Origin of the sequence: Virgibacillus sp. AGTR, assembly GCF_016919725.2 — a bacterium.
GTDB classification, from domain to species: Bacteria; Bacillota; Bacilli; order Bacillales; family Amphibacillaceae; genus Virgibacillus; species Virgibacillus salarius.
In genome coordinates, this window is sequence record NZ_JAJERH010000001.1 from 115,542 (window position 1) to 131,144 (window position 15,603).

Below are 15,603 nucleotides of genomic sequence, written 5' to 3' on the forward strand. Positions count from 1 at the left end.
CGAGATTTTTTTATTCCTAGGGAATGAAATCATAATTATCTAAAAATCTACATACATAATAATGTAACATCGAGAATGAACATGCAAACACGGGAGGTACGACAATGGATCGTAATAATGGTTGGTTTAATCAAGAACATAATAATTCTCTAAATAAGTCTAATTCGAATCAATCACCTGTCCATAAACAGAAATCGAATCAGCAGGATAAACATTCTAAAACATCTCACAAAGCTCAAAAGTGGGCAGAGGATTTACCTGCAAAGCTACACTCACAGACTGTTGGTAAAAGAGGTCCTGTTCTAGAACAAGATAATATTGTTCATGAAACCCTTGAATCATTTGTACATGAAAAAATGATAGAGCGACCAGTACATGTAAAAGGCTTCGGAGCATTTGGCTATTTTGAGACAATAAATGCAATGTCTGAGTATACAAAACTCTCCTTTTTACAATCCCCTGGTCATAAAGTTCCCGTTGCAGTAAGGTTTTCGCTTGCTGTAAGCACAAAAGGCACACCAGATACATCCCGAAACGTTCGCGGATTTTCTACGAAATTCTATACAACGAACGGCATTTTTGATTTAATTTGTAATCATATTCCGGTCTTCTCTGTCCGGGATGCGATTCGTTTTCCAGAATCCATCAAAGCTTTTTTGCCATCGCCCAAAAATAATCTACTTGATCCTGAAAGATTCTGGAGCTTTGTAGCTCGAGCACCTGAGTCCACCCATTTTGTTGTTAGAATTTATTCTGACGCAGGAACGGTAAAAAGTCTTCGCCATCTACCGGGACATAGTGTGAACACTTATGTGTGGAAAAACGCTAAAGGAGTAAGACATTACATAAAATACCATTGGATTCCTTTTGAGGGAGTAGAATATATAGATAGCTGTGAAGCAACAAAGCTTGCGGGTGAAAACCCGGATATCGCTGGTCAAGATTTATATGATACAATCGCTGCTGGAAAGACTGTAGAATATGGTCTATACGTGCAGCTAATGGACCCTGCTGATACAGATAAGCTTCCCTTCGATCCGTTAGATGATACAAAGGTCTGGGATGAGCAGCAATATCCAATGTTGCCTGTTGGAAAAATGGTATTAAATCGAAATCCTGATAACTATATGGAGCAAGTGGAAAAGATCGCTTTTTCACCTTCTAACCTTTTAGAAGGTGCGGAGTTATCGGACGATAAAATGCTACAGGGTCGAGCCAATATTTACTGGGATTCACAGCGCAGACGAATCGGACCCGATTTCCGTAAAATTCCGATCAACCATCAAGAAAATTGGTGGCCAGGCGACCTTGTTACGAGTGGCAGTGACAGGTATGTGGAAGGTAGGCTTGCCAGGTCGGAAACCCCCAAGCAAGATGACTTTGCACAGGCTGGAGCGTATTATAACTCTCTCCCAGTGCAACAACAAAAACATTTAGTAACTAATCTCGCTAGGGATCTCACTGGAATTTCTCCTGAAATACGTAGCATTGTTTTAAAATATTTATATAATGCTGCATCGGAATTAGGAGAGCAGACTTCTCATCAAATTGAAAGACTAACCAAATAAAGTGAGACTTCAATCAGTTGGGAGATTTTGTTTATCTCCCACTTATCCATATTGGTTTCACTTTTTTGCTGGAAATGGGTCTATACTGCCAATTATATGTGGGATAAATCAGTAATTATATCGATTCAATAACGTATCGCGTAAACTAATTTATGATCCGAGAATATCCAACCAAATTTTAATGGCTGTTCCTAAGATAAGAATTGCTAATATCCACTGTAAAAGCTTTGTATTTACCTTTTTCCCAAAATTAGCTCCCAATGGTGAAGCAATCAAGCTTGCCACAATCATAAGAATTGCTGGAATGAATAAAACTTGTCCTGTCAACAACTTTCCTGTCGTTGCACCAATAGAAGAAATGAAGGTGATAGCTAAGGAAGTAGCAATTGTCATTCTTGTCGGTATCTTTAATACAAGTAGCATAATCGGGACCAAGATAAATGCTCCAGCAGCACCAACGATACCAGCACCGATACCTACTAAAAAGGCGAGAAATGCTGCAAGCCATTTATTAAATTTCACTTGATCCATCGGAATATCATCAATTCCCTTTTTAGGTACGAACATCATGACAGCTGCTATGGTAGCAAGAATACCGTAAACAAGGTTTACTCCGCCATTACTCATAAATTGCGATCCATAGCCACCAATAAAACTACCAAGTAAGATGCTAATACCCATATAGATGATTAAGGTTACATTTAAATACCCACCTTTACGATAGGCCCAAACACCACCTATAGTGGCAAATAATACTTGTACCGCACTTATTCCTGATACTTCGTGGGCAGTAAACGCCGTTAATCCGACCAATGATGGTATATATAAAAGCATTGGATACTTTATAATAGATCCACCAATACCAACCATACCAGAAATAAATGACCCAATAAATCCGATTAAGAAAATGGTAACGATAAACAATAGACTATATTCCATATCTAAATCCCCCTAAATAGAGAGGGCTCACCTAAGTGAGCCTCCTTTATCCTTTTTTAACCCAAAATTTTAATATATTATCCTCTTCTGTATCCTTCAGCAATTCATGTCCCCCTGCCTTAGCCCATGCCGTAAGATCACTCTTTGAGCCCTGATCAGTTGTATGAACCTCCAGTATATCTCCAGAATTCAATTCTTCCATTGCTTTCTTTGTACGTACAATTGGCATTGGACAAGCCAACCCTTTTGCATCTAATACTTTTGTTGATTTCATCATAACTTCCTCCTTTAAAATTAACCTTCAACCGCACAACGGTTAGGGCCAGTTTCCATTTCTTTTTGTTTCTCTTGATCTGGGTCAATTTTACCCATGTTGGTTCTCCGAATATCCTGATAATCATTTGGTTGTGGTGGTAAATTTTCCGTCACCATTTTACGGAACTCTTGTTCACCCTCTACCTGTAATCCTTCATTTCTTGCATAAAGATCACCTAATCGTGCTGATACTTCTCCACCTTCTCCTAATTCCTCAGCAAAAGAGTAGTGAGCTGGAAGAACAATTAAATTATTAGAAAGCTCTTTATAGCGAGAATAAAGTGTTTCACGTAGATCACCTACCCAATCTTCCGCTAAACCCGCTAAATCTGGACGACCAATTGATCGAACAAATAGAATATCACCAGTTAATAGATAGGTATCGTCAATAATGAATGACGTACTTCCAATGGTATGGCCAGGTGAATAGATAGGCTGTACCTTTACCTCCGTATTCCCAACGATGATATCGTTACCTTCTTGTAAAGGTGTAAAATCAAATGTTACCTCTTCTGCATCCTTTGGAGGAAGGTAATACGTACCTCCAACTTTTTCAGCGAGTTTTCGACCACCAGAAATATGATCTGCATGAAGGTGAGTATCAAGTAAGTGTTTTATTCGTACTTCCTTTTCGTTTGCAAACTCCTCATAAACATCTGTCATACGTGCAGTATCGATAATTGCGGCTTCTCCATTTGATTGGACAAAGTAAGAAAGACAGCCTTTTCCTAAACGTACGAATTGGTATAATGACCCACCCTCTTTTAGATCACCGATTTTAATAGGCTCTAAGTGCTCGCTCCAGGCCTTCATACCTCCTTCTAAGCTATACACAGTAATATATCCTTCTTCCTCTAGGAGATCGGCTACCATCTCAGATGAACCACCTTTAGCACAAACAACAATTATTTCTTGGTCTTTTGATAGCTTATTAGCCACAGGATCAACACTATCTAATAAGTTGAAGTATGGTTCATTAATAACTTCAACTTGTCCCCCTTCTATTTTCCAATTATCAAATTCATCTGTATTTCGCACATCTAAAATAATAATTTTCGTATGATTAATAATTTTCTGAGCCAATTCTTTAGTTGAAATTGTTTTTGCCATTACTCTTCCTCCTAACTAAAATGATAATGAAATATTGGCATCTTTGGCATATTCAATAAAGGTAGCTGCTCCACCAACTTCTATACCTTCAACAAAGGCTTTCTTTTCTAACTTCATAACATCCATTGTCATCTGGCAAGCTATCATTTTCACTCCCATTTCTTGAGCAATAGCTACAAGCTCCTTAATGGATGGAACATTCGCTTGTTCAAAGCCTGTTTTAAAATCCTCTTTTCCTTCTGGAAGTGGCAAATTTTTATACTTATCTTGATGAATGAGGTTCAATCCCTCAAACGTAAAGAATATCCCTACCTCAGCATTAGACGCAGCTGCTGCTGTTGCTATATTAAAAACTTTATATGCATCAAATAACGTCCCATTTGCTGCGATAATTGCTACTTTTGTATTTGACATTTTACTTCCTCCTTAACGTTCATTTGCTAATGGACCATCCCATTTGGACATACCTGGTACAACATTCCATATATTGGTGAATCCTGCTTCTGTTAACTTTTGGGCAGCTAAATCACTTCTGCTCCCGGTACGGCAAATAATATATAATTCTTTTTTCTTATCTAGTTCTTCGAAGCGTTCTACCAATTCACCAAACGGAATATTTACTGCCCCAGGTATATGGCCAAAGGCAAATTCGGCTGGCTCACGTACATCTAAAACAGTAATAGTTGCACCCTCTTTGTATTTAGCTTGCAAGGTAGATAGTTCAGCTATTTTCTCATATTTCTTTTCTTCTTTAGCTTCAGCAACACTTGCTTTGCGTACATAGTGCTTTAATATATCATCTTCTTCAACAGTGCCTAAATATTGATGACCTGTACTTTCTGCCCATGCTTTTAAATCAGCTGTCGAACCTTTGTCAGTTGCCTGCACCTCCATTACCTGACCTGGATCTAATTCTTTAATAGCTTTTTTTGTTTTTACAATTGGCATTGGACAAGCCAATCCTTTTGCATCCAAGACATCATTTGCTTGTATACTCATGTAATCCCTCCTATTTTTCTAGTTCTTCTTCCCAATTGAGCATGCCGCCAGCAACATTCGTAACATCAAATCCTTTATCTTCTAAAAATGTAGCTGCTTTTCCACTTCTACCACCGGATCGACACACCATATAATAGTGTCTCTTTTGATCTAATTCTCCTAATTTATCAGGAATATCACCCAATTTAATGTGATTAGCTCCAGGTATTTTTCCTTGAGCTACTTCATTATCTTCGCGGACATCTATAATATATAGTTTTTCTCCCGCCAAAACCTTTTGAGCTAATTCCTTGGTAGTAATCTCCTTCATTACACTTTCCTCCTATTCATTCACAGTTGGTAAAACACATATACTGGTACAGGTATATAAACCCAAAAAAAATTAGATAAATAGATTTACATTCCCATCCTGAGCATCACCAATATAAGCAGCAACACCACCATACTCAATTTCATCTAATAATTCCTCTTTTTGTAATCCAAGTAGATCCATTGTCATTGTACAGGCAATTAATTTTACATCTTGTTCTTGAGCCATTTCTACTAACTGAGGAAGTGGTATAGCATTATGCTTTTTCATAACACTTTTTATCATTTTGGGACCCATCCCTAAATAGTTCATTTTAGATAATCCCATTTTATCAGTACCTTTTGGCATCATTTTCCCAAACATCATTTCCATAAAACCTTTTTTTACTGGAACTTGATTTTCTTTACGTAATGCATTTAACCCCCAAAAGGTATGAAAAATAGTCACCTCATGGTCATATGCAGCAGCACCGTTAGCAATAATATAAGCGGCCATTGCTTTATCATAGTCCCCGCTAAATAATACAATTGTTGTTTTCTTTTTTTCAGTCATCTTCACAGCACCTTCTTTCGGATTTTACTAATACCCGCACGGGTATTATATCGTTTATAAAAAATAGGGTTAAGTTAACCCCTTCTACATGGTAGTAGTTTGCTGCTAGTTTGTCAATGTGTTACCTGCTCTTAACCAGTAATTGTACTGCTTCCTGTATAATTTCCTCTGAGCTTTCACCATTTTCTTTTTCTTCTCGAATACACTGTTCTAAGTTTGTACTTACAATCAGTGCAGCCGTACGATCAATTGCACTTCTTACAGCAGACATTTGCGTAACAATATCACGGCAATCTTTTTCGTCTTCCATCATCTTTAACAAGCCTCTAATCTGCCCCTCAACCCGCTTCATTCTATTTTTCACATTCGAATTGTACTTCATTTCTCCAGCCCTCCTTTCCTTTATTCATTAGCAGCTACATGATAGCCTATAACGTGCTTTCCTTTTTTTCGTAAAAAACGAGAGCTTAAATTTTTATCAACCCGATCCTTTGCTACAATGATGAGTTTATGATTTGGTAATTCATTATAATAACGATGAAGGTACGGCATTGGTAAACAACACGCATTATCAATCATGTCCTGTGATGATATTTGGTAGTCTCTCGTATCTACAATGGTTATCTTATCATTACATGAGGAGACACGATCAATATTTATTTTTCCAATACCCCAAACGGGTATATATCGTCGATAAAGGACAAGCAATAATAAACTAATCATAACTAATAGTAAGACAGTCATATTTCCCTCCTTGTTTCCTGTAATCTACATCCATATTATACCCCTATAGGTATAATGTCAAGGAGGTATTTTATTTATTATGGAGAAGCAAATAAGCCGAAGACAGCAAAAAGCAGTAGGTATTGAGCCAAAACAAGTAAATAAGCAGTCCGCCAATCCCTTCGTTCCATTGAGGCTATTTGCAGAAAATTGTTAAGTCGTTTTTCAAGTTTAATAATTTGATAGATATATATATTTAGACCTAATGGGAAAAGAATGCCAATAACTTTCCAAATTTTTGCTTGCTCATACTTATGAAATAGATATGTAATGTAGCATTGCGAAATAATCACAACTGCTGCTAGTAGTAATAGAACAATATATAATTCTGTCCATAGATTATGTACCATTTTTAACACCTACTTCATCTAAAAACAACCAGCATATAATTATCTGCAATATCGTCATCCAACCTATAAATAGAACAGAAGAATAGTCTAGTGAATGAACAATTTGAAAAACTACAGTTAATGGCTCTGTAAAAATGTGAATAGAATGGAAGCGTAAAAACCTACCAATATATACACCAATACTTGATAATATAATCATTAATAGTAATATCAAATTCATCCACTTTGACCTTCCTAAAAAGGCTCGGACTTGGTCCATCATTAGCACATAATAAAATAAAGCCAAAAATACGCCACTAACTAATATCGTAAAATTCCACCATTCCTTCAACTCTAGTCCTTCCATAAAATCAAAATCAAAAAAAGTTAGGTGAATTAAATCTGTTACTACATAGATAGCATTTGGAGATAGCAAAATAAAAGTAACAACAAAAAACATACTCATCACTATTTCTTTATTATTTCTTATTCGAAATAGAGGAAGTAAAAAAGAAAGCTCTAATGCAGCAAAAGCAAGAAATAAATTAAAAATCATAAACGAATAGGTTGTATCAAAACATAATAACACTAAAATATAAAGGAAAAAGATAATTCTTGCCTTTGATCGCTTACTCATAATTAAGCTCCCCTTCATTTGTACATTTATCTATATTACAATGAGAAGATACGATGTGCAACGATATCGTTTATTTATGAGATAGATATAGTAAGGAGGTTTTTTCAATGCGTCTTTGGCACGAATCCCTAATTAAAGCTTTGCCACGTCAACAATTACTAGGACAACACCGTGAATGCTGTGCGTTACGAGGCAAGGGATGGGGGAAAAAACATGCTACGGTAAATTATGTGTTCCACTACTCCCCATATCGACTTTTTTTATATCATAAACGCATTATGATTGAAATGAAGAAGAGAGAATATAATATTGATCCATCATGGGAAGATCCATATTACCGGGGGAAAAATTCAGAACCACATGATGCCGAAAGTTTTTACGGTATGGATGCAAATCGTAACATCGATCATCCCATATACCCCGAGCATAATAATTCATATTTGCAGGAATGTATCGATAACTTAAGGGAAAAAGGGGTTATTCTTAGTAACCGTTGATCAAAAAGCTTGGCAATACTATACCCTATCCTCTAAAAAAGAATGGTCTATTACGGAATGTTGAGATTTTGTACTGCATTGTGGGAGATTACTTCACTGTCAAACTTTTGGATCCCTTCAGGGGCATTATTGGGGCCCACTCTCGCTAGGAGAGCCATTGTATTTTACCTACGCTACTTAGTTTAGATAATCTAACATCAAATAAAGCCGAGCCAATTCAAAGACAAGCTAAAGCGTTTCGAATAGGCTTGGCATTCACATATGTTGTCAAGGTCTAACATTACGTAAAATATTCTATGTTAGACTCTGGAAAATATTTATGAATATATCCACCTAACGTATCCTTCATATCTTCTTGCTCCTCATCCATATAAACGTATTTTCCTATTCCGTACCTTCCCCACTTCCACTTCCGTTTCGATTCATCTAATTCCAATTTTGTCATTGGATAATTTTCTTGAATGACTCGTTTAGCTGGCTTGGTAAATCGATGCTGAATCATTTCAAACGTTAGATCCTTTTTCGCTTTCGTTGATAAAGCTGCTTCTAATTTTTCAAACATTTCATGATACCCTTGCTTCCAACCATCATGTAGATAAATCGGGGCAACGATAAACCCTAATGGGTATCCAGCCTCTGCTACCTTTACAGCAGCTTCAATACGTTCATTCAACCGAGATGTGCCAGGTTCAAAATATTTAATGATGTAGTCATCATTTATACTAAAACGAAATCGAGTTCGACCATTATGTTTTGCATCTAATAAATGATCAACATGTGCAAATTTGGTCACAAACCGTAATTGGCCATATTCCGATTCGCCAAAGTATTCAATGGCCCGTTTTAAAGTATGTGTTAGGTGGTCTACTCCAACTATATCTGACGTACATGATGCCTCAAATCGTGTTGTTTCAGGCGCTCTTTCGTCCATATATTGCTCTGCGGCTTCGAATATCTCATCTACATTGACGTAGGTCCGAATATACGGTTTACTTCCCATCGTTGTTTGTAAATAGCAATAATGACAATGCCCCATACATCCAGTAGCAAAAGGAATAGCATATTCAGCTGATGGCTTTGAGGTATCGAACTTTAAGGTCTTACGCAGTCCAACAACTAGTGTAGACTTAGCTACTCGATATCTTTGAAAATGATTATCCCCCGGCAAATTTCTAACTTGATTATGAGATGTTGTTTCTCTAATCTCAATACCCATATCCTCAAAATTCGTGATTAATTTTTTACCTAGTGGATATGTCAATGCATTAGGTTCAACATAGACAAGCTGTGGAACAAATGGTTTAACCATAGTAGTCTCCTTGTTCTGGTAAGCCAAAAGCTGCCTGATATGCCTCTTCGGCTTCATTAGCAGACTTATATACGGCAATCTCGTCCGTTAATGGATAATAGGTTTCATATATAAACAGGGCTAATTCTTGTGGCAGTTCAGGATTTTCTACCACCGCCGCCTGTTGAACCTGGGCAACATCCTGTGCGTGCGGATTGCGAATGATAACATAAACTACTTCACCAGGTTGATACATATTATTAATCTCCATCTAATCACCAAACTTCTACAATTATTATCCTTATTATGTGCAATCACCATTGATTTAAAACTAACAACCGTATTAATTTGCTATACTTTGCGCTATATATATAAATAAAAATGAAGCGAACAAGCTATTCGCTTCATTTTTATTTATAGTTATGGAAAATACTATTCAGCCATTTTTACGATAGGCTTAATCGTCACACCATTCTTTGAATCTGCAAAGGCTTCATTAATTTGCTCGAACTCATAAAACTTAACTAATTTATCAAACGGAAATTGTCCATTTTTATAATATTCAACTAGCTGAGGAATAAATACTTTAGGTATGGCGTCCCCTTCAATTACTCCCATAATCGTTTTGCCTTCTGCCATGATATCATTATGCACATCAAACGTTATTTCTGGTGTAACACCAACAATTGCACATTGTCCTAAAGGGCGAAGCGCATGTATGGATTGTTTTACCACAGGAGGAACTCCAGTTGTATCAATGGCATAGTGCGTTCCCCCATTGGTTATTTCTTTTATTTCTTTCACAACATCCTCTGTCGTTTTACTATTTATAGCATGAGTTGCACCTAATTCTTTTGCCAATTCTAGACGACTCTCCTGAATATCTACAGCTATAATTTGCTTACATCCTTGAATCTTAGCAGCCATAACTGCGCTTAATCCAACAGCACCACTACCGTATATTGCAATTGATGAACCAAATTCGGGTTTTAATTTATTTAAAACGGTACCGCTGCCAGTTTGGATTCCACATCCAAGTGGTCCTAATAATGCTAAGTCAACATCTTTATCGACTTTCACAACATTTTTCTCATTAGCAACAGCAAATGTTCCAAAAGAAGATTGTCCAAAGAAAGTGGATAATGCTTGTCCATTCTGATGAATTCTATATGTTCCATCCTCCATCTTTCCTCCGAAATTCAAATCATTGAATGCTAGACAAACAGATGGATGCCCTGTTAAACAGTTTTCACAATGCCCGCATGAAGCAAATGCAATGACGACATGGTCGCCAGGCTCAATTGTAGTGACTGCATCTCCAACCTCTTGAACAACACCTGACCCCTCATGACCCAGTACGGCGGGGAATGGTGCAAGGCCCGCATCTCTTGCTACTGCATCGGTATGACATACACCAGAAGCTACAATTTTAATAACAACCTCATTGGGTTTAGGTTCAGAAAGCTCCACCTCTTCTAGTTTAAAATCATCACCTTGACTATGTGTAACAGCTGCTTGAACTTAGTTATTTATAATTATTTAGTTACTATATATTATTATACACTGATATATCGGAACTAACGATAAATGTGCTTGAGACAAGACAAAATACTGCATCATACCAAAACAAGTAAGCTTCATGCCATATGTCCATCTAGAATATGTTACCCATCAAAACGCTAAAATAGTAAAAAGGTAAACAAGTTACGGTAAACTCGTTCACCTTTTTAAACTGTATAACAGCCAAGAACAAATGAATCACATCGTGTTAACAATTAGTCCGATATGGGTAAAATAATTCATCACACCAAATAAAACAAAAACCCATCCTGCAATAGTCCAAGCCATTTTAATAATGATTAATAAGCTTTTATTAGGCTTTGGCTTTAGGATAAATGGAAATAACACTGCCCCCAGCCCTGTAATCGCGTATAATCCTGAAATAAACATTGCCTCGATTAGCGGATAATCTGCAAATGCACCCGAAATCGGTTCTTCTGGTGGAGCAGCAAATAACTGATAAGTTACTCCAGCAATCGCCACTGAAAAAAGTGCTAGCCCCATTGCTGCAGCAAAATAAGCTAATGGTTTTAACAAATAAGGTAGCTCCTGTTGTAACTTTTCAGAAACCGTCTTATTATGGTTCATATTTATACCTTCAGCCATATATACGTTTGACTTTCTCCATAATAAAATAGCAGCTGCCAACAACATTACCCCAAAAGCTAAGGATGGTTCTCCAAAGATGATATCATCGAAGGGAAATCCAATTTTAGACAACGGCCATGTTAAGCTCATATGCGTACCAGTTATTGTAAGGATAAAACCAGGGATAGCAAAGCCAATGGCCCACCCCTCCAGCTGTCCAACGCGCCCTCTGTTCACATGTGATGCAAATCGCAGAATTAATAATAAACCTACACCAGTTGCTACCACCATAATCGTATTATACACCTGCGTTACTGACCAATCGATAACCATTTGTACTCCCCCTTGTTTAAACATTTCTTCCCATTATAGCTAAATTAATTACGTTAGTTTCGAATATCTTTAAAAGCTTCTGCTTGCTCTTTGATACCTTTTTCAGCAGCAAACCTTTCAATACTTGATGCTCCAAAGAATCCTACAATACCATCTACTCTTTCGATTACATATGCTGCATCTTCCGGTTCGGCTATCGGTCCACCATGACAAATAGCTGTAATATCTGGATTTACGGACTTCCCAGCATCGATGATTTTTTGAATTCTTTCTACACAGTCATCTAAAGTTAACGCAGTTTTAGCTCCAATCGTTCCTTTTGTTGTGAGTCCCATATGCGCAACCAATATGTCTGCTCCAGCTTCCGCCATTTTTCTCGCTTGCTCCTCATCAAACACATACGGAGTTGTGAGCATATCTAATTCATGCGCTTTTTTAATCATATCAACCTCAAGATCATATCCCATGCCCGTTTCCTCTAGATTTTGTCTGAACACCCCATCAATCAAACCAACCGTAGGGAAATTCTGTACACCACTAAAGCCTTGTGACTTTAATTGCTTTAGAAATACATCCATCACTCTAAATGGATCTGTACCATTCACCCCTGCAAGTACAGGTGTGTGATGAACAACTGGTAACACTTCGCTCCCCATTTCTACAACAATTTGGTTTGCATCACCATACGAAAGTAATCCTGCTAATGATCCACGACCAGCCATCCGATATCGACCAGAATTATAAACAATTAGCATATCCGCACCACCAGCTTCACTACTTTTAGCAGTTATACCTGTGCCAGCTCCCACACCTAATAATATTTTCCCTTCATTGACCTCTTCTTTAAATCGATTTAAAATTTCTTCGCGTGAATACAATTTAGTTCTCTCCTTTTTTAGCTTCCATTAATTGAATTAACTTTTCAGCTGCCGCTTCAGCAAAAGCTTTGTCATTAATAACATTATCAAGCTCTATCAATTGTACTTTTGAACGATCTACTTTTTCCTTTAACGTATCAAATAACATCGTATCCTCTTCAGGACCATAAAAGTCCTGTCCCTTTACATCTAGTCCAGAAAGCCCTTTTAGCGGTAATATAAGAGCAGTATCTCCCTCAGCCTTATTTAATTTGGCTGCGATAGCTTCACCGATTTGCTTATTTTCTTCAACGCTCGTACGCATTAATGTAACGGTAGGGTTATGCCTATAAAAATTTCGACCCGCGTAATGCTTTGGAACAGTATCATACGGTCCGAAGTTCACCATGTCCATTGCACCAACAGATACAACCTGAGGAATACGATGTTTCGCCGCTGCTTCTAATCGATGTGGGCCAGCTGCTAATACACCACCAAATAGCTCATCTGCCCATTCTGTTGTTGTTAAATCAAGCACACCCTTAATAAAACCATTCTCAATAAGGTTTTCCATTGTACGGCCACCAACTCCTGTAGCATGGAAAATTAATGTTTCATATCCCTGTTTTTCCAAATATGCTTTTGCATAGTTAATACAGGGAGTCGTTAACCCAAACATTGTCGCAGCGATTAAAGGTTTTTTTTCAATCGTTGTTTTGTTTTCATATGTCAGCATTCCAGCAATTGCAAAGACTGCATTTGTGAAGATTTTGGTAGAAATAGAGTTTAATCCAGCTACATCAACAATAGAAGGGTACATCATAATATCACTTGTCCCAACATATGGCTCCGTATTTCCGGATGCAACTGTTGATACCATAACTTTTGGTACACCGATAGGCAGTGCTCTCATGCCAGGTGTAACGATAGAAGTACCTCCTGTTCCACCAAAAGATAGAATGCCGTCAAATTTTCCTTCATCATATAGTTTTGGCAGTAGTAGTTCCATACCTTTAGAGAGGACGAGCGTAGCATGAGCTCGATCCTTTGCCGCTACGATTTGTTGTTTATCTTCCCCAGCCGCAACAAATACCTCTGTATTAGATACATCTGGAGGAAAAACAGGGTCGAAAACACCTGTATGAATAGTCAATGTTTGAAACCCAAGTGATTCAATCAACTCTTTAACGTATTGAAACTCTTTACCCTTTGAATCAAAAGTACCTGCTAATGCAATTGTTTTCGACATTTCCAACTCCCCTTTTCTTTTAATAATTTAAAAACGTAACATCTACCTTTGCTAGCTGGCTACACATTCAATTTTGGTTAGGTTAAATCTGTTATTTAGTCTACAATGTCCTGTCCTGCTTTAAAGGTAGCTGGAGGAAAAGTTAAAATTGCTCCAGAAAACTTCGCACGAAAAAAGCGATATCTTTTCAAGGATGTGATGACATTAGCAATGACCCATTGCTTCAGTGCGGGGTAATCTCTATCTTTTTGCAATTTCAATTTATCCCTCTATCCCAATGATATCGCTTTCTTCGCGGAAAATTAATGTATTTATGTTCGTTTATTTTGTCCTAATGTTTGTTTTTTATATTGCTTGGGTGATAATCCATATCTTTTTTTAAATATCTTACTAAATTGCGTATAGTTTGGATAACCAACCATTTCTGAAATTGTCGAAAAAGGAAGATCTTTTTCGTACATAATTTCAATGGCCCTATTTAATCGAAAGTTAATTAAATAGTTAACGAATGAAATCCCCATCTCTCCTTTAAACAATGTGCTTAAATAAGTCCTAGATAGGTTTAAGATACTCGCAAGATCATTCAAGGTAATTTGCTCCATATAATGTGTACTTATATAATCTTTAATAAACGCAATATAATCTTGTTTACTACTAAAGCCGTTTATAATTTTTTGCATAAATTCTTCATACTTCACATCATACGTTTGCTTAAATGACTTGGTTATTTTCATAATAAGTTGCTCTGCTGGTATCCTTTCAAAGACAGAACCACCGATATAACCATTTATATCCGTTCCATCATACATAAACTGTACATCAATTGGCTTGTTAACTGGCCCCCCGTAAACCATCTTAATGACAGGCCGATTAAATTGATTACATACACTAAATATGGCTATTGCTATTCGTTTGGCTGATTGCAAGGATTGTATTTGTTTTGCGCCTAGTATCCCACCTGTTGTTAAACCAAGGTGGACACATATGATATCTGCGCCAGCTTGTAGCATGGCTTTTGCTTGGCTTTCATTAAAGACAAAGGCAACAGTAAACAGGCCACGTTGACTTGCAATACGAATTGCCTCAACTTCCCTTTGATACGATATTCCTTGCTCCTCGAGTGCTTCGCGAAAATCACCATCAATTAATCCTAGTGTTGGATAGTTATTTATTCCAGCAAAACCATGATCCTGAATCTTTTTTATGTAAGCCTCTAAATTAATCGTTGGATCAGTTGCAAACAAACCAAAAATGGTGGGTATTTTTTTAATTACAGGCAATAATTCCTTTAGAGCAAAATCCATAACGACGCTATTACTATTTGCATATGGCATAAACCCAGCAAGTGAGCTAACACCCATTTGACGAAATCGACCCGAACTTAACGCCAGTATAAAATCTGCACCACCTTGTTCCGCATATTTTGCTGTTAAACCAGATCCAGTAGCTACACCAATGATATGATTTTTAGTTTTTAGTTGTTTATATAAATTATCTAAAATCTTTTCTTTAACCGATTCCATTTTTATTCTCCATGAAACATTATTTACGTGCAGTGGTGCCACTCCGCGTATTGTTCTTATTTAATCCATCATAGCATATAGAGACAGATTACTATAATGAAAATAAAATATGTAGGAAAACGAAACTACCTAATAATCTAGCCTTGACTATGCTACTTAGCAAACA

Annotated in this window: 21 protein-coding genes; 2 read left to right on the forward strand and 19 right to left on the reverse strand. The window is 37.1% G+C overall.

The genetic code is table 11. The features are described 5' to 3' along the window. Window positions 1–104: 104 nt before the first annotated feature. Entirely contained in the window at window positions 105–1,568 is a 1,464-nt protein-coding gene (locus JUJ52_RS00520; protein ID WP_205388464.1) for a catalase, read from the forward strand. A gap of 150 nt (window positions 1,569–1,718) precedes the next feature. Here the strand turns inward: JUJ52_RS00520 and JUJ52_RS00525 are convergent, their stop codons facing one another. From JUJ52_RS00525 to JUJ52_RS00575, 11 genes are all read right to left on the reverse strand, one after another. Beyond that, window positions 1,719–2,507 (reverse strand): sulfite exporter TauE/SafE family protein, encoded by a 789-nt coding sequence (locus tag JUJ52_RS00525; RefSeq protein ID WP_121604975.1) that lies wholly within the window; start codon window positions 2,505–2,507, stop codon window positions 1,719–1,721. A gap of 46 nt (window positions 2,508–2,553) precedes the next feature. After that, the gene (locus tag JUJ52_RS00530; RefSeq protein WP_026682216.1) at window positions 2,554–2,781 is read right to left on the reverse strand and encodes a sulfurtransferase TusA family protein; all 228 of its coding nucleotides are present in this window, start codon (window positions 2,779–2,781) and stop codon (window positions 2,554–2,556) included. 20 nt (window positions 2,782–2,801) lie between these two features. Further along, on the reverse strand, window positions 2,802–3,932 hold the full coding sequence (locus tag JUJ52_RS00535) for an MBL fold metallo-hydrolase (RefSeq protein WP_205388463.1): 1,131 nt from the start codon (window positions 3,930–3,932) through the stop codon (window positions 2,802–2,804). Between the two features lie 15 nt (window positions 3,933–3,947). Then, window positions 3,948–4,346, reverse strand: a complete 399-nt coding sequence (locus JUJ52_RS00540) for a DsrE/DsrF/DrsH-like family protein (RefSeq protein ID WP_121604973.1) — start codon at window positions 4,344–4,346, stop codon at window positions 3,948–3,950. A gap of 12 nt (window positions 4,347–4,358) precedes the next feature. Beyond that, window positions 4,359–4,931: a sulfurtransferase TusA family protein gene (locus JUJ52_RS00545; protein WP_121604972.1), complete on the reverse strand. Its 573-nt coding sequence runs from the start codon at window positions 4,929–4,931 to the stop codon at window positions 4,359–4,361. A gap of 10 nt (window positions 4,932–4,941) precedes the next feature. Then, complete coding sequence (locus tag JUJ52_RS00550) at window positions 4,942–5,241, reverse strand: rhodanese-like domain-containing protein (RefSeq protein WP_026682220.1); 300 nt, start codon at window positions 5,239–5,241, stop codon at window positions 4,942–4,944. A 72-nt stretch (window positions 5,242–5,313) separates the two neighbouring features. Continuing rightward, the gene (locus JUJ52_RS00555) at window positions 5,314–5,793 is read right to left on the reverse strand and encodes a DsrE/DsrF/DrsH-like family protein (protein WP_026682221.1); all 480 of its coding nucleotides are present in this window, start codon (window positions 5,791–5,793) and stop codon (window positions 5,314–5,316) included. 121 nt (window positions 5,794–5,914) lie between these two features. Then, window positions 5,915–6,175, reverse strand: coding sequence for a metal-sensitive transcriptional regulator (locus JUJ52_RS00560; protein ID WP_026682222.1), 261 nt, complete (start codon window positions 6,173–6,175; stop codon window positions 5,915–5,917). Between the two features lie 20 nt (window positions 6,176–6,195). Continuing rightward, on the reverse strand, window positions 6,196–6,537 hold the full coding sequence (locus JUJ52_RS00565; protein ID WP_034679384.1) for a hypothetical protein: 342 nt from the start codon (window positions 6,535–6,537) through the stop codon (window positions 6,196–6,198). A gap of 77 nt (window positions 6,538–6,614) precedes the next feature. Beyond that, window positions 6,615–6,926 carry a hypothetical protein gene (locus JUJ52_RS00570; RefSeq protein WP_034679386.1) on the reverse strand — a complete coding sequence of 104 codons (312 nt, stop codon included), beginning with the start codon at window positions 6,924–6,926 and terminating at the stop codon, window positions 6,615–6,617. Next, the gene (locus JUJ52_RS00575) at window positions 6,916–7,542 is read right to left on the reverse strand and encodes a DUF1361 domain-containing protein (protein WP_026682225.1); all 627 of its coding nucleotides are present in this window, start codon (window positions 7,540–7,542) and stop codon (window positions 6,916–6,918) included. The genes JUJ52_RS00570 and JUJ52_RS00575 overlap by 11 nt, the downstream gene beginning before the upstream one ends. Before the next feature lie 107 nt (window positions 7,543–7,649). Between JUJ52_RS00575 and JUJ52_RS00580 the strand changes: the two genes are divergently transcribed. After that, window positions 7,650–8,039 carry a TIGR02328 family protein gene (locus JUJ52_RS00580; RefSeq protein WP_026682226.1) on the forward strand — a complete coding sequence of 130 codons (390 nt, stop codon included), beginning with the start codon at window positions 7,650–7,652 and terminating at the stop codon, window positions 8,037–8,039. A gap of 280 nt (window positions 8,040–8,319) precedes the next feature. On the opposite strand, the gene splB is transcribed toward JUJ52_RS00580, so the two are convergent. The 8 genes from splB to JUJ52_RS00620 form a co-directional block, all read right to left on the reverse strand. Further along, entirely contained in the window at window positions 8,320–9,348 is a 1,029-nt protein-coding gene (gene splB / locus JUJ52_RS00585; protein ID WP_205388462.1) for a spore photoproduct lyase, read from the reverse strand. Then, on the reverse strand, window positions 9,341–9,583 hold the full coding sequence (locus tag JUJ52_RS00590; protein ID WP_371413952.1) for a transcriptional regulator SplA domain-containing protein: 243 nt from the start codon (window positions 9,581–9,583) through the stop codon (window positions 9,341–9,343). Before JUJ52_RS00590 ends, splB begins: the two co-directional genes overlap by 8 nt. A gap of 176 nt (window positions 9,584–9,759) precedes the next feature. After that, on the reverse strand, window positions 9,760–10,797 hold the full coding sequence (locus JUJ52_RS00595; protein WP_205388461.1) for an NAD(P)-dependent alcohol dehydrogenase: 1,038 nt from the start codon (window positions 10,795–10,797) through the stop codon (window positions 9,760–9,762). Between the two features lie 288 nt (window positions 10,798–11,085). Next, a complete protein-coding gene (locus JUJ52_RS00600) occupies window positions 11,086–11,808 on the reverse strand; it encodes a DUF981 family protein (protein WP_205388460.1) in 723 nt (240 codons plus the stop codon). Between the two features lie 53 nt (window positions 11,809–11,861). Continuing rightward, the gene (locus JUJ52_RS00605) at window positions 11,862–12,686 is read right to left on the reverse strand and encodes a phosphoenolpyruvate hydrolase family protein (RefSeq protein WP_026682231.1); all 825 of its coding nucleotides are present in this window, start codon (window positions 12,684–12,686) and stop codon (window positions 11,862–11,864) included. A 1-nt stretch (window position 12,687) separates the two neighbouring features. Then, entirely contained in the window at window positions 12,688–13,914 is a 1,227-nt protein-coding gene (locus JUJ52_RS00610; RefSeq protein WP_121604964.1) for a Tm-1-like ATP-binding domain-containing protein, read from the reverse strand. Window positions 13,915–14,009: 95 nt separating this feature from the next. Continuing rightward, entirely contained in the window at window positions 14,010–14,174 is a 165-nt protein-coding gene (locus tag JUJ52_RS00615) for a hypothetical protein (protein ID WP_161629282.1), read from the reverse strand. Window positions 14,175–14,225: 51 nt separating this feature from the next. Beyond that, on the reverse strand, window positions 14,226–15,437 hold the full coding sequence (locus JUJ52_RS00620) for a phosphoenolpyruvate hydrolase family protein (protein ID WP_026682233.1): 1,212 nt from the start codon (window positions 15,435–15,437) through the stop codon (window positions 14,226–14,228). Window positions 15,438–15,603 lie beyond the last annotated feature (166 nt).

What these genes read in the sequence shown, in the direction of transcription:
- JUJ52_RS00520 (WP_205388464.1), top strand. Translation starts at nt 105, where the DNA reads ATGGATCGTAATAATGGTTGGTTTAATCAAGAACATAATAATTCTCTA.
- JUJ52_RS00525 (WP_121604975.1), bottom strand. Translation starts at nt 2,507, where the DNA reads ATGGAATATAGTCTATTGTTTATCGTTACCATTTTCTTAATCGGATTT.
- JUJ52_RS00530 (WP_026682216.1), bottom strand. Translation starts at nt 2,781, where the DNA reads ATGAAATCAACAAAAGTATTAGATGCAAAAGGGTTGGCTTGTCCAATG.
- JUJ52_RS00535 (WP_205388463.1), bottom strand. Translation starts at nt 3,932, where the DNA reads ATGGCAAAAACAATTTCAACTAAAGAATTGGCTCAGAAAATTATTAAT.
- JUJ52_RS00540 (WP_121604973.1), bottom strand. Translation starts at nt 4,346, where the DNA reads ATGTCAAATACAAAAGTAGCAATTATCGCAGCAAATGGGACGTTATTT.
- JUJ52_RS00545 (WP_121604972.1), bottom strand. Translation starts at nt 4,931, where the DNA reads ATGAGTATACAAGCAAATGATGTCTTGGATGCAAAAGGATTGGCTTGT.
- JUJ52_RS00550 (WP_026682220.1), bottom strand. Translation starts at nt 5,241, where the DNA reads ATGAAGGAGATTACTACCAAGGAATTAGCTCAAAAGGTTTTGGCGGGA.
- JUJ52_RS00555 (WP_026682221.1), bottom strand. Translation starts at nt 5,793, where the DNA reads ATGACTGAAAAAAAGAAAACAACAATTGTATTATTTAGCGGGGACTAT.
- JUJ52_RS00560 (WP_026682222.1), bottom strand. Translation starts at nt 6,175, where the DNA reads ATGAAGTACAATTCGAATGTGAAAAATAGAATGAAGCGGGTTGAGGGG.
- JUJ52_RS00565 (WP_034679384.1), bottom strand. Translation starts at nt 6,537, where the DNA reads ATGACTGTCTTACTATTAGTTATGATTAGTTTATTATTGCTTGTCCTT.
- JUJ52_RS00570 (WP_034679386.1), bottom strand. Translation starts at nt 6,926, where the DNA reads ATGGTACATAATCTATGGACAGAATTATATATTGTTCTATTACTACTA.
- JUJ52_RS00575 (WP_026682225.1), bottom strand. Translation starts at nt 7,542, where the DNA reads ATGAGTAAGCGATCAAAGGCAAGAATTATCTTTTTCCTTTATATTTTA.
- JUJ52_RS00580 (WP_026682226.1), top strand. Translation starts at nt 7,650, where the DNA reads ATGCGTCTTTGGCACGAATCCCTAATTAAAGCTTTGCCACGTCAACAA.
- splB (WP_205388462.1), bottom strand. Translation starts at nt 9,348, where the DNA reads ATGGTTAAACCATTTGTTCCACAGCTTGTCTATGTTGAACCTAATGCA.
- JUJ52_RS00590 (WP_371413952.1), bottom strand. Translation starts at nt 9,583, where the DNA reads ATGTATCAACCTGGTGAAGTAGTTTATGTTATCATTCGCAATCCGCAC.
- JUJ52_RS00600 (WP_205388460.1), bottom strand. Translation starts at nt 11,808, where the DNA reads ATGGTTATCGATTGGTCAGTAACGCAGGTGTATAATACGATTATGGTG.
- JUJ52_RS00610 (WP_121604964.1), bottom strand. Translation starts at nt 13,914, where the DNA reads ATGTCGAAAACAATTGCATTAGCAGGTACTTTTGATTCAAAGGGTAAA.
- JUJ52_RS00620 (WP_026682233.1), bottom strand. Translation starts at nt 15,437, where the DNA reads ATGGAATCGGTTAAAGAAAAGATTTTAGATAATTTATATAAACAACTA.